The organism is Vibrio sp. 2304 (assembly GCF_033339475.1).
GTDB classification, from domain to species: Bacteria; Pseudomonadota; Gammaproteobacteria; order Enterobacterales; family Vibrionaceae; genus Vibrio; species Vibrio alginolyticus.
In genome coordinates this window covers 332,628-345,934 of the sequence record NZ_JAWOUQ010000003.1, presented here as the reverse complement: position 1 = coordinate 345,934, position 13,307 = coordinate 332,628, and the positions used below count along the sequence as shown (strand labels likewise).

Genomic DNA, 13,307 nt, shown 5'->3' with positions numbered 1-13,307 from the left:
AGAGACGCTCATGTCGCTATGTGTAAGAGGAGGTGTGTACCTCCTCTATCGAATGAACCTTAGACAGAATTAATAGTATTGGAACATCTTTTGGATGTCTTGATAGTTTTTGGTCTGAGTCAGTGACAGCATCAGTAAGATACGTGCTTTTTGTGGGTTCAATGTACCAGCGGCAACAAAGCCGTATTTTTCGTCATCAATTTCAGCATCCAAAGTGGTTGAGCCGCTAGGCGTTCGGGAGCTTCTTACAACAACAACGCCATCTTTACTCGCTTTCTCTAGCTCATCAAACACAGTGTGGTACAAGTTACCATTACCGACACCAGCACTTACGATGCCGTCAAACTTCGCATCCACAAAGGCTTTCACTGGCAAATTGGAGGCATTTGCATAGTTATAAACAATACCGACCTTAGGCAACTTAGTAAGCTTTGATACATCGAATGGGGTTTCTGTCGTATGTTTACGCTCTGGGCTTCGTTGATATTTGGCATCGCTATTATGAATGTAGCCGATAGCACCAAAGTTGGGTGACTGGAAAGTGCTGACGGAGGTTGTATTGGTTTTTGTCACATCTCGCGCATCGAAAATCGTGTCATTCATTGCGACTAGCACGCCACGTCCTTCTGAATCTTCATCGGTGGCTGTTACGACTGCATTGTATAAGTTGACTGGTCCATCAGCACTCATTGCGGTGGAAGGACGCATTGCACCGACGATCACGACAGGCTTTTTGCTCTTGACGGTCAGATCAAGGAAGTAAGCGGTTTCCTCTAACGTATCCGTACCATGAGTAATGACGATGCCGTCAACATCATCTTGAGCGAGTAGCTCATTAACTCTTTTCGATAATTTTAGCCACACTTCATCATTCATATCTTGTGAACCGATACTGACCACTTGCTCTCCAGAAATATCGGCAATGTTGGTCATACTCGGCACCGCAGAAATCAATGATTCAACGCCGACTTTACCTGCTGTGTAGTTTGACTCGGTTGCAGATTGACCTGCGCCTGCTATGGTGCCGCCAGTGGCAAGAATTTTAATGTTCGGAAGATCGGATTGCGCGAAAGACAAAGAACTAAGGCACAAACCAAGGGTTATCGTACTGAGGCGGAAAAGATTTTTCGTCATGGGAATCACCTGCTGTTAGGTTGGATGTTGGGGAACTCATCTATCCTAAAAACAGCGGGTTAGATTTTTTGAGTACTAGTTCAACAAATTGCAGATGAAGATCGTGATCAACTAATCACTTAAAGAATATTAAATCAACCAGTTAACCTAATTGGCGTGCTTCTTTAACAAGTGAGATGTGCTAGTAACGTGCACAACGTGTTAAGTCCTATAATTTATTGATTTATAAATAAAGGAGGTAGGAGTCTCGTGATGAGGTTATTAAACATGAATTTAGCCGTGCAATTTTCCAAAGTTTACAGTGTAAAAAAAAGCGGCTTTACCCCGGAACAGATAAAAGCCGCTTGCCAATGATGTGTTAATTCACATCTTATCGCATAATCATTTGTTCACGACCAGGACCCACAGACACCATTTTTACTGGTACGCCCATGAGTTCCTCAATGCGTAGAACGTATTTCTGTGCTGCTACTGGAAGCTCTTCAAACTTACGACAACCTGTGATGTCCTCGCTCCAGCTTTCCATCTTCTCGTAGATTGGCGCAAGAGAGGCAGTTTGAGGCCAGATTGGGTTTTCGCTGTGGTCGCCTTCGTAGCCAACACAGATTTTCAGATCGTTAAGGCCAGTCAAACAGTCTACTTTCGTTAGTGCAATTTCAGTTGCGGCTTGCAGTTCAACGCCATTTTTCGTAGCGACTGCGTCGAAGTAGCCCATGTCGCGTGGACGACCCGTAGTTGCACCGAACTCGCCAGCAAGTTCGCGGAAAGCGTCTTGCTCTTCCATTGCAGTGATCAACGTACCAGTACCCACTGATGAGCTGAAGGCTTTTGCAACCGCAATAACGCGTTCAGGACGAAGTGCCGGAAGGCCACTACCGATACCCGCGTACATTGATACAACGTTAGAAGATGTTGTCCAAGGGTACTCACCGTACACAAGGTCACGACCCGCGCCAAGCTGCGCTTCGAACAATAGAGTTTTGTCTTTCGCTTGTAGTTCTTTTAGAGGAAGCGTTACGTTGCAAATTGAATCGCGCCAAGGTGCAGAAACTTCTAGCAGCCAGTTCGCCAGTTCTTCAGCGGTTTGTTCAAACTCGAATGTTGGGTAAAGCGCACGCAGTTGTGGCAGTTTCCAATCCATCATGAATTGAAGGCGTTCAACCAATACTTCTGGTTGCTTCAACCAACCAACTAGGATGCCTTTCTTCATTACGCGGTCACCGTAAGCAGGTGCAATACCTTGACGAGTTGAACCGTATGCTTTGTCGCCTAAACGTTGTTCTTCTAGCGTATCTTCTAGTGCGTGTAGAGGTAGACACAGTGTTGCGCGATCAGAGATGCACATATTCACTTTTACGCCCGCTTCTTCAACTTCCGCAATCTCCTGAGACAGCAACGCAGGGCTGATAACCATACCCGGACCTAACACTGCCAAACAGTCTGGGTTGAATACGCCACTTGGTAGCTGGTGCAGCTTGAACGTACCTAGGTCGTTAACCACGGTGTGACCCGCGTTGTTACCACCTTGGAAACGAATGCTCGCAGAAGCTTGCTCTGCCAAAAAGTCAACGATGCGGCCTTTGCCTTCATCACCCCAGTTTGCACCCACAACAACGATAGACGACATAATTTAATCTCCAAAAACAGATGCAAAAATCTTAAGGTGTTCGCCATAATAAGAGAAATTAATTATACTCATTAACTTGATAAGAATTTCATATCGGAATTGGCAATGTTAGATTTGAACTGGCTGCGAACCTTCGTAACTCTTGCAGAGGTAAAACATTTCGGCAAAACAGCGACGGAACTGCACATGACGCAGCCGAACGTAAGTTTGCATATCAAGCAGTTGGAGCAAGCCACGCGCACGAAATTGATTGAGCGAAATCCCGTGCAGTTGACGCAAGCGGGGAAGCGTTTGTTAGCTACGGCGCAGCGGATGCTCAATGAGCTGCAAATTTGTCAGTCAGATCTCAATGCCATCAACGATCTTACGCAGGGGACGCTTTCTATTGCGGCGAGCGATATTGTTTCACGTTTACTGCTTATCAAACCATTTCAGCAATTCAAAAGTGAATATCCGGGGATCGACTTGGCATTGTTCAACACCACATCTTCTCAAGCGGTGGATTTGGTGAAAAGTGCGCGTGCCGATATCGGCTTTGTTATCGCACAAAAAGAGAGTCAACCGCTGCATTTTACGCCTCTCACGCAGATTCACTGGTGTGCGTTTGGCGATAACATTTTTGAGTGGCAAGACAATCGAAAAGAGAGCCAGACGCTGATCCTGCTAGGGCACGATACTCGAACCCGAGAGCTGATTGATGCGTCTTTACCTGAACTAAATCTGCCTAAGCATCGCGTGATGGAAGTGGGCAGTGTGGAAGCACAAATCGACTGGGCGGAAGCGGGGTTTGGGACTGCTATTGTGCCGGATTTCTCGCTCGATCCGAGATTAAAGCTTTCTCGTGAAGTTACGCCTTTGCCAAGTTTTCCAAACACTGATTTCGGCTACATCGTGCGTCAAAATCAGGTGTTATCCAAAGCGGCAAAACAGTTGTTGGCTTGGGTTGGCGAGAATGTGTCGGTGGTTGAGGGCTAAGGCGATGAAAGAAAAGGCCATGAAAGAGACGAAGATTACGATTTCGCTCCCATCCTTGATTCACCGTATTGGGGGCGACCATGCCAAGCGAGCGAAAACACTCGCAGCAGAAAAACAGTGCGATCTTAAGCGAATTAGACGATCTCGTCACTGGCAAATCTCGGGCGAGGCTTTGGATGTAAAAGCGTTTTTAGAGCATCTCAAAAACGAAGAAGCAGAGACGATGCGATTTGCGATCAACAAAATCGAACAAGCTCTACTTGCTCACCAAGACAAATTGGAACCTTTGGACGTGAAGTTGATACGTTTGGTGAGACAAAACCCAAACATCACCTTAGCGGAGCTGATGGCTGAAACGAACTGCACGTTAGTTCAAGCTCGCACGGCACGATTTGATGCTGAGTTGCTTTAAGATCGGTTTGTGGTTTACTCACTTTATTAACAGATGTTAGGGTACCGATCAATATCACTCACTAAGACCATTTTATTATGGATATTTGGCAGCTTCTCCTTTTTATTCCTGCTTGCTTCGCTCTAAATATGGCTCCAGGCCCAAACAATTTATTGGCAATGAATAATGCGCGTTGTTACGGCTTTAGGGCCGCGTTTACGGCCAGTTTAGGCAGAATTGCCGCTTTTTCAGCAATGATTGCGTTGTCTGCATCAGGTCTGGCTGTGATTTTGTATACGTCAGAAATGCTATTTTTGGCAATAAAGCTGGTAGGGGCGCTGTATCTACTGTGGATTGCGTTCAACCTTTGGCGTTCAGAGTCCAGTCCGATCTCTGACTTGGACAATTCGCGCAATTACGCAGGACTTGCGAAGCAAGAATTTACGCTTGCTGCTGGCAACCCGAAAGCGATTCTTATTTTTACTGCATTCTTGCCGCAATTTGTTGATGCCAATGCCAACGTTCAAGAGCAGTTTTTTGCCCTTGGCTCGACGTTTTTGATATTAGAAATGGTCGCCATTTCAATCTATGCCATCTTTGGTTTGTACTTGAGACACTGGTTTTCAAATCCAAAAATGGCGAAACGTTTCAATCGCGGATGTTCGTTGTTTTTAGCTGCATCAGGTGCGAATTTGCTTCTAAGTAAGCAATAACAAAACATCATCTCTGTAGATTATTTTTCTATAAAAAAAGCCGCTGATGTTACATTAGCGGCTCTTTTCGTTGATGTATCGATTAATTTATTGTTACCACATCAAATCGTCAGGCACGACGAAATCTGCGTATGGATCGTCTTCTGCTGGAATGTCCGATTCAGGTTCTTTTTGTTCGATGATTACGGACTCATCACGTTGAGTAATTTTATTCGCTACTCCACGTGGAATGACAACATAGCTTTCACCAACAATTGCGATTGCCAAAATACCTTTGATCAACTGCTCGCGGATAAGTGAATCTACATAAAGTGATTTCACTAGCGTACCGTGAGTGAAGTTGTATTTGATGTCGCCATCTTTTAAGTCGATCTTGTTCATCTCAATCAATTGATTGATCTGCGCTTTGATCTCTTTATTTAATCGCTCAGCATTTTGTTGCTCGCTCAATTGTTTATCACGCTCTAACTGTTGGCGTTTATTCTCTTCAACCGCCGCTTTTACTTCGCGTGCTTGAACGCGTGATTTTTTAGAGCCTTTCTTCGCTTTCTTTAGTTTCTTTTCATTAACTAAGCCAGCTTTCAACATTTGTTCTTGAAGGGTAAGTTTTGCCATGTTTTATCCAGTTAGTGCGCAATTTTGGGCATTTTACCCACTATTGCCACTTGTAGTAAATAATAGTGCTTTCTATGGGTCTAAAATGTTTGGTTGGCTTGTTATCTCTTTAATGGAAAGTGCAAAGCGGGCCTTCTCCAAAGCCCGCGAGCATTACTGAAATCTAGGTGGGTTATGGTTGCCACTGTTTAGATGTGACGAGGTTATCCATCACTTTGTTTACCGCTTGATGCGCTTTGTCGACAATGGTGTCTATATCGTTGCGATTCGCGATAAGCGGTGGAGCAAAACCGAGGATGTCACCATGTGGCATAGCGCGAGCGATTAAGCCTTGCTCTAAACAGGCCGCCGCGATTTGCGGGCCTACTTTCAAGTTTGGATCAAAGTGTGCTCGGCGAAGCTTGTCTGAAGAAAACTCCAACGCATGCAACAAGCCAACGCCACGAGTATCACCGACTAATGGATGATCGTTAAACGTCTCTGCCATACGTTGCTGCAAGTAAGCGCCGACTTCGGCCGCGTTTTGCACTAAGCCTTCACGTTCAATGATATCGAGGTTGCAGTTCGCGGCTGCCGCTCCCATTGGGTGACCAGAGTAGGTATAACCGTGTCCGATAGCGCCCCATTGGTCGGTGCCGTTTTCTAGCACACTCCAAACTCGTTCACCGACGATCACGCCAGACAGCGGTTGATACGCTGAGGTTAACCCTTTCGCTACCGTGATGAGATCTGGTTTCATGTCGTAGTGGAGTGAGCCAAAATCGGAGCCGAGGCGACCAAAGCCACACACCACTTCATCCGCAATCAAGAGTACATCGTATTTGTCGAGTACTTTGCGAATCGCCTGCCAGTACCCTGCTGGTGGTGGCACAATACCGCCAGTACCGAGCACTGGTTCCGCAATCATTGCTGCTACCGTTTCTGGGCCTTCTTCCAAGATCATCGCTTCGAGTTGATCTGCGCAATATTGAGAGAATTCAAGCTCAGACATACTCTCGTCTTCACGGCGATAATAATATGGCGCGATGGTGTGTTTGATACGCTCAAGTGGTAAATCAAAATGGGCGTGGAACAACGGTAAACCTGTCATTGAACCGGACGCGATACTTGAACCATGGTAGCCGCGGTCACGCGAAATGATTTTTTTCTTCTCTGGTAGACCACGAGCATTGTTGTAATACCACACCAACTTAAGTTGAGTTTCGTTCGCGTCGCTGCCTGACATGCCGTAGTAAACTTTGCTCATGCCTTCAGGCGCCATTTTGATGATGCGATCTGACAGTGTCACGAGCGCTTCGTTCGTATGACCGACGTACGTGTGGTAGTACGCCAGTTCTTTGGCTTGCTCATAAATCGCATCGGCCATTTCGGTCCTGCCATAGCCAATGTTTACACAATACAACCCGGCAAAGCCGTCTATCAGCTCGATGCCTTCTGAATCGGTGATGCGTATTCCGCTTCCGCTCGAGATAATTCTTCCCGGAAGCTCCCCGGCCGCATACTGCTTTAGGTGGGTTGAGGCATGAAATACTCTCTGACGATCGATCTCTAAAAGTTGTTGGGTTTTGTTACTCATGATCCTTCTCCTCGAATAATTGGATATCCATATTTCGTGTCTCAACTGCCACTGACGGTTGGTAAAGCGCCTAAGCAGCAGTATTTGATTTCGCTGTATTCTTCAAATCCGTGACGGCTTCCTTCTCGACCAAGACCAGACTGTTTCACGCCGCCGAATGGGATAGGGTGCCCTGTCATTTTGACGGAGTTCACGCTCACCATGCCAAACTCCAAACCGCGCATGCAGTGCCAAATTTGGTGAATATCGTGACCATAAACATAGGCAGCTAAGCCGTACTCAGTGTCGTTGCTCATTTCAATCACGGTATCTAAGTCTTGGTAAGGCAATACGCCTGCCACAGGACAAAAATTCTCTTCGCGATACACCGCCATTTCAGGGGTTACATCGGCTAGCAATGTCGGCGCGAAGAAGTTTTCGCCTGGTACGGGCTGGTGGTATCCCGCTACCAATCGCGCGCCTTTGTCGAGCGCGTCACGCACCAAATCATGCGCTTTATCCACCGCAGTGCGATTAATAAGCGGTCCCATGGTGGTTTTTTCGTCTAAGCCATTGCCCAAAACGATGTGGCTCATTTCTTTGGCAAACGCTTCCAAAAACGCTTCGTACTTATCGTCGGGGACGAAAATACGGTTTGCGGCCAAGCAGTCTTGTCCTGCGGTTTGAAACTTCGCATCCACGGCGGCTTTGGCTGCTTGCTCAACATCCATATCTGGCAGCACGATGAAAGGGGCGTTACCACCGAGCTCCATACTGCACTTCTTCACGGTTTGTGCCGCGTCGCGTAGCAATAGTTTGCCTACTCGAGTTGAGCCTGTGAACGAGAGCGCTTTGACTTTATCGGAGTGACACAAGGTTTGTGACACCATCACCGCATCGCCAGTGATCACGTTAAATACACCAGGTGGAAAGCCAGCTCGGTCTGCTAACTCTGCCAACGCTAACGCAGAAAAAGGCGTTTCACTGGCGGGCTTAATGAGCACCGGACAGCCTATTGCTAGTGCGGCTGCGGCTTTGCGTGTGATCATGGCATTAGGAAAGTTCCATGGCGTAATCAGTGCTGCGACACCAATCGGCTCGCGCACCGTTGATAGCTGCGCATTCGGAATATGACTTGGGATGGTTTCACCATAGCTGCGGCGTGCTTCTTCGGCAAACCAACGAACAAAGGATGCGCCGTAGTCAATCTCACCTACAGCATCACCTAGTGTTTTTCCTTGCTCCATCACCATCAAATGAGCAAGATCTTGCTTTGATTCTAGAATCAGGTCGTGCCAACGCATGAGAATTTCAGCGCGCTCTTCTGCTTGCATTTTTCGCCATTGACGAAAGGCTTGGTCGGCTTCATCAATCGCTTGATAGAGTTGTTGCTGAGATAGCTTAGTGATGTAACCGATGACCGTGCCATCTGCTGGATTATCCACCGGATGAAATTGATCACCACTTACCCATTTGCCATTCACGTACGCTAAACCTCTCACCAAACGTACGTCTTTCATTATCGCCATCATGTCGTGCGAGGCTTTTAATTCTTCAGCGTGTAAGCTGTGCAGTGCTGCCATGAGTCCTTCTCCCAGCATCGTTGTCCATAATGAAACTGTAATGGAGAAGTGACCGAAATAATTTCTGATACCGAGGTTTAAAACGTCAGAACTTTCTTTTTAGTGCCGTAAAATATGGTGTTTTTTCTGTTCACGCCTGATACGCATTTTCCCTTTTATAACAAAGCGTTTTGGTTTACTTCGAATGTGCCCGCATCACGTTTGATTGTTTTTGTCACAATGTAAGTAAAGTAGCGCTCAATGCCCACATCTGAGTCTAACCAGTTGTCGATAAGCCGCTGATATTGGTCGATATCTTCTGACTGAATTTTAAGGATGTAATCGACACCACCGCCCGTGGCATAGCAATCAGTGACTTCTGGTGAATGTTGAACCAGTTGCTCGAAGCGTTTGAACGCTTGGGCGTTGTGTTCTTTGAGCGTAACTTCAACCATAACTGACGTTCGTTTGAACAAAATATCGGTATTTACTTTTGCTCCGTAACCTTCAATGATGCCTGCTTCTTCCAGTTTTTTGACGCGCTCCCAGCAAGGGCTCACGGATAGGTTGATGGCCTCGGCAAGGTGAGATTTGGTGATACGACCATTATCATGAAGTATTTGTAGAATTTTTACGTCGTAGCGATCGAGGCGCATTATGAGTCTCCCTGTTGAATACTAATCATTTCATAAAGGCTGATGACTGGTCGCTGTTATAAGGTGCTTTCCAGTTTGCTTCTGGTATGCCATTTGTTTTGATTTCTTTAGTTGGCTTTTCAATCAGCCTATCTCGCCGCAGTCTTCGGCTATAACTGCGATAGTGTCACCGATATTCACCATAGCAGGAAAACGACGTGCCGCGAAAATACCATTGCGCTGTGACTTGTACTCAACGGGGGCGGTACCTGTGCGCTCGGTCGAGAAGATTCTCACTAATACATCTCCCTTTTTGACGGTATCGCCAAGATCAAATAAGTATTCTGTGATGCCGTGGTGCTGGCTTTGCACATAACAACTTGCATCAGGCATATCTAATAACTTAGTTGGTTGGGTTGGTTGTTCGTAGTCACCGGGCAAGTTGCCTGAGAAGCGCAAGAAGTTGCGAATGCCACGGTCGGAATAAGCGATTGTTTCTGGAGTGCTTGTTCCGCCTCCTCTGAGTTCGGTGGTAACAAAGATTTTTCCCTGAGACTCCACGGCAGTGTCATACAGGCTGGTGGCGTCCATTTCGAGCAAGATCATGGTGTAAGGTGCGCCAAACAGTTTTGCACCTAATATGCAGGCTTCTTCTTGATCGAGATTGTTGAGACGATGGGCAGCGGCGAACGGAACGATATCTAACGTTTTACCACCTGAGTGAATGTCTAACGCAAAATCGCACTTAGGAACTAGGTAACGAGTAAAATAATCCGCAATTTTCTCGGTCACTGTGCCTATGGGGTTGCCGGGAAAGCTGCGATTTAAATTCCCCTTATCGATAAACGACGTACGTGAGGCATTTTGTACCGCAGGTAAGTTCATCATGGGTACAATAATGACACGACCTTGGATTTGATCTGCCTGAAGCGAGTTCGTCAATTTTAGCAGGCTGGTGATGCCTTCGTATTCGTCACCGTGATTACCGCCAGTAAGCAGTGCGGTTGGTCCGTGACCATTTTTGATCACGGTGATAGGTATCATAATACTTCCCCAAGCGGAGTCGTCATGTGAATAGGGCAGCGTTAAAAAGCCGTGCTGTACACCTTCTCGGTCAAAGTCTATGGTGGCTGTGATCGAGCTTTTTTGCATATCAAGTCCTTTTAGTTCTCAGACCTGGCTCAACAGAGCTTAAGGTTTGAAAAATTAGTGTTTAACAAATAAGTGGCGTGGAAAATCACACAATGTTTTTGCTCCATCATGGGTAATGACGATACTTTCCGTTGTTTCTAACCCCCAATCTTTGAACCACAGCCCCGGCATAAAATGGAATGTCATACCTTCTCTCAAGATGGTTTTATCGGTGTCTCGCAAACTCATGGTTCGTTCCCCCCAATCTGGCGGGTAGCTCAAACCTATTGGATAGCCACAACGGGCGCCTTCGCGTGAGAATCCCGCTTTATCGAGAACCTGGTTTAGTGCATTGGCGATGTCGGCGCAGGTATTTCCGGGCTTTGCCACTTTCAAGCCCGCTTCAAGTCCTAGAGTTAGGGCTTCGTCGGCTCGTTTGAACTTGTCGTCAGGCTCGCCAAGAAAAATAGTGCGTGAGAGTGGGCAATGGTAACGGCGGTGCGCCCCTGCGATTTCAAAAAACGTCCCTTCGCCTTTCTTGAAGGGTCTGTCATCCCAAGTCAGGTGAGGTGCGGAAGCATCAGAACCTGATGGCAAAAGCGGCACAATCGCGGTGTAATCGCCAAAGTGGTCTTCATGCCCGAGCACGGCTTGGCGGTTAATCTCGGCAACAAGGTGGTGTTTCGGTAATCCTGGTTCAATCATGTCGAACGCGACACGGTGCATATTTTCAACAATGCGAGCGGCACGGTACATGTACGCCAGTTCTTGATCGGATTTAACGGCGCGGCACCAGTTGACTAGTCCAGTTGCATCGAGAAGTTGAGCATTCGGTAGGTGCGTGGTGAGTGATTCGTAAGCGGTGGCGCTAAAGTAATAGTTATCTTTTTCTACACCGATGCGACCACGATCCCAAAGGCGCGGAGCCAGTACGGCTTCGACCAGGAAATCCATCGGGTGTAGCGGCGGATTCATTACATAATGGTCTGGATAGTAGGTGATGTTTTCTGCCGACATATACGCAGTCCTGTATGCTCCGTTGGCATCTTGGCAGCGTCCAAACCAAACTGGCTCATCAGATGGACCAACAACGACACATTGTGGCACGTAAAAAGACCACCCATCATAGCCTGTCAGCCACGCCATGTTAGAAGGGTCATGAATGATAAGGACATCCAATTCTCTTTCTTCCATCGATTGCCGAACTTTCGTTAACCGATCCTGGAACTCATCCAGTGTAAAATGCAAAGCAACGCCTCTCATATTTTCTCCTTGTTAGAAATCCGACGCCTTATGGGCCTTCGGAGACGCTGAGGTATTTCTACCTTCTACCAGCTAGCCAGATCTGCGTTAAAAATGATTGCAATTTACCTCTGGGGTTGTATTTGGATTAAACGATGCTGTTTAACATGTTTGTTTAACCCATACATTTCATGTCAATCATTACAATTGTGGTTTATTTTTGTGCATTTCACCTCGTTTTGTGAGTTAAAGTTCGCCATTTGTTAAATGGAAGTTACAATGAGCGTTAAAAATGAATCAATTAAAATATTGTGTCATGACAATTTCTTTGAACCCGATCATTCGGCCAGGCACCGCTAAGTACATCTCCATTGGCAACTATCTTGTCGAATGTGTCCGCAGTGGTTATCTAAAACCGGGGACTCGATTACCCACACATCGTGAGTTTGCAGAGCAAATTGGCGTCAGCGTACAAACGGTGAGCCATGCATATGGTTATGCAGAGAAAAAAGGGGCGATCGAGTCTTGGGTTGGGAATGGTACTTTTGTCAAATCAGGTTTTGTGGATGAAAGTACAGACACGGAGTTCATGCTGACACAAGAGATGAAAGAAACGCCGGATGAAATTGATATGTCGATTGCACATCCAGTGGTGACCGATCGCCACATTACGCTTTTTAATCAGGCGTTAATGGAGATTGCTGGGCAAACAAACAATCGTGGTTTGATCAGTAAAGCAAAGCCGGTAACAGGTCAGCCTCATCATATTGAGTCAGGAGCACGATTTCTAAGTAGCCAAGGGCTGGATGTGGGTGCCGATCAAATATTACTCACAAATGGTGCATGCCATGGTTTAACGTTGGCTTTAAGCACAGTTGTTGAACACGGTGATGTAGTTGCTTGTGGTCACTTGGTTGATCATGGCTTGATCTCTCGCTCGAGAATGCTTGGATTTAAGTTGCAACCACTTGAAATGGATGAGTTTGGTATAACGCCGGATGCATTTGAATGGGCATGTAAACACAAACCAATCAAGGTATTGTGTTGCACACCGAGCATGGCTAACCCGACTAGTGCGCATATGGATGTTGAACGCCGAGAGGCGATAGCGAATATTGCGCAGAAATACGACATCTATGTCATTGAAGATGACGTGTATGGAGCACTAGAACCTAACCGTGTCCCACCCCTTGCCACATTGTTACCCGAACAAGCTTTCTATGTCACCAGTTTAACCAAAGTTGTAGCGCCAGGCATGCGCACTGGCTATCTGACGGTCCCACGTCATTTTTTGCAGCACGCGATTGGTCGTTTAGCGGCAACGAGTTGGTCTGCGACTCCATTACCATTTGAAGTTGCTCATTTGTGGATCGAGAACGGTACGTTAAATCGACTTATTCGCTTTCAAGTCAATGAGTTTGCTAAGCGACAGCGAATAGCAAAAGCCGCTTTAGAAGGGCATGTTTATAGCTCGCACCCGAATGGACAGCACATTTGGTTGAGACTACCCGAGCAGTGGAATAGCGATGACCTGGTTGCTTCGGCAAAGCGTTCAGGGGTGCAGATCACTGGATATAAACCGTTTGTTCTCGATACAAATCAGCCAATGCCTTACGTGCGAATCAGTTTGGGAGCAGAAACAAACCGAGGCTACATCAAACACGGGTTATCTGTGATTGCTGAAATTCTCGATACCAACCCTCCCACCTCACACTTTTTGGTCTGAG

12 protein-coding genes are annotated in these 13,307 nt (G+C 46.6%); 4 read left to right on the top strand and 8 right to left on the bottom strand.

The window, feature by feature from the left end:
• Positions 1–69: 69 nt before the first annotated feature.
• A complete protein-coding gene (gene ansB / locus R7P64_RS08740) occupies positions 70–1,134 on the bottom strand; it encodes an L-asparaginase 2 (protein WP_053304594.1) in 1,065 nt (354 codons plus the stop codon).
• 370 nt (positions 1,135–1,504) lie between these two features.
• Complete coding sequence (locus R7P64_RS08735; protein WP_005373814.1) at positions 1,505–2,761, bottom strand: adenylosuccinate synthase; 1,257 nt, start codon at positions 2,759–2,761, stop codon at positions 1,505–1,507.
• Positions 2,762–2,866: 105 nt separating this feature from the next.
• Here R7P64_RS08735 and R7P64_RS08730 point away from each other — a divergent pair, with 105 nt between their 5' ends.
• The 3 genes from R7P64_RS08730 to R7P64_RS08720 all read left to right on the top strand — a co-directional run bounded on the left by R7P64_RS08730 (position 2,867) and on the right by R7P64_RS08720 (position 4,840).
• Entirely contained in the window at positions 2,867–3,736 is an 870-nt protein-coding gene (locus tag R7P64_RS08730; protein WP_005373812.1) for a LysR family transcriptional regulator, read from the top strand.
• Between the two features lie 19 nt (positions 3,737–3,755).
• Positions 3,756–4,148: a ribosome recycling factor family protein gene (locus R7P64_RS08725; RefSeq protein ID WP_017819813.1), complete on the top strand. Its 393-nt coding sequence runs from the start codon at positions 3,756–3,758 to the stop codon at positions 4,146–4,148.
• Between the two features lie 77 nt (positions 4,149–4,225).
• Entirely contained in the window at positions 4,226–4,840 is a 615-nt protein-coding gene (locus tag R7P64_RS08720; protein ID WP_017633575.1) for a LysE family translocator, read from the top strand.
• Positions 4,841–4,933: 93 nt separating this feature from the next.
• Here R7P64_RS08720 and R7P64_RS08715 read toward each other — a convergent pair whose 3' ends face one another.
• From R7P64_RS08715 to doeA, 6 genes are all read right to left on the bottom strand, one after another.
• Positions 4,934–5,455, bottom strand: a complete 522-nt coding sequence (locus tag R7P64_RS08715) for a DUF2058 domain-containing protein (RefSeq protein WP_054574550.1) — start codon at positions 5,453–5,455, stop codon at positions 4,934–4,936.
• A gap of 172 nt (positions 5,456–5,627) precedes the next feature.
• Positions 5,628–7,031: an aspartate aminotransferase family protein gene (locus R7P64_RS08710; protein WP_053304591.1), complete on the bottom strand. Its 1,404-nt coding sequence runs from the start codon at positions 7,029–7,031 to the stop codon at positions 5,628–5,630.
• Between the two features lie 41 nt (positions 7,032–7,072).
• Positions 7,073–8,593 carry an NAD-dependent succinate-semialdehyde dehydrogenase gene (locus R7P64_RS08705; protein ID WP_318123392.1) on the bottom strand — a complete coding sequence of 507 codons (1,521 nt, stop codon included), beginning with the start codon at positions 8,591–8,593 and terminating at the stop codon, positions 7,073–7,075.
• A 155-nt stretch (positions 8,594–8,748) separates the two neighbouring features.
• Positions 8,749–9,228, bottom strand: a complete 480-nt coding sequence (locus tag R7P64_RS08700) for an Lrp/AsnC family transcriptional regulator (RefSeq protein ID WP_005373784.1) — start codon at positions 9,226–9,228, stop codon at positions 8,749–8,751.
• Between the two features lie 123 nt (positions 9,229–9,351).
• Positions 9,352–10,359, bottom strand: a complete 1,008-nt coding sequence (gene doeB, locus R7P64_RS08695) for a N(2)-acetyl-L-2,4-diaminobutanoate deacetylase DoeB (RefSeq protein ID WP_115386511.1) — start codon at positions 10,357–10,359, stop codon at positions 9,352–9,354.
• Positions 10,360–10,413: 54 nt separating this feature from the next.
• Entirely contained in the window at positions 10,414–11,601 is a 1,188-nt protein-coding gene (gene doeA, locus R7P64_RS08690) for an ectoine hydrolase DoeA (protein ID WP_005373780.1), read from the bottom strand.
• Between the two features lie 271 nt (positions 11,602–11,872).
• Here doeA and R7P64_RS08685 point away from each other — a divergent pair, with 271 nt between their 5' ends.
• Positions 11,873–13,306, top strand: a complete 1,434-nt coding sequence (locus R7P64_RS08685) for a PLP-dependent aminotransferase family protein (RefSeq protein ID WP_213969601.1) — start codon at positions 11,873–11,875, stop codon at positions 13,304–13,306.
• Position 13,307: the final 1 nt, after the last annotated feature.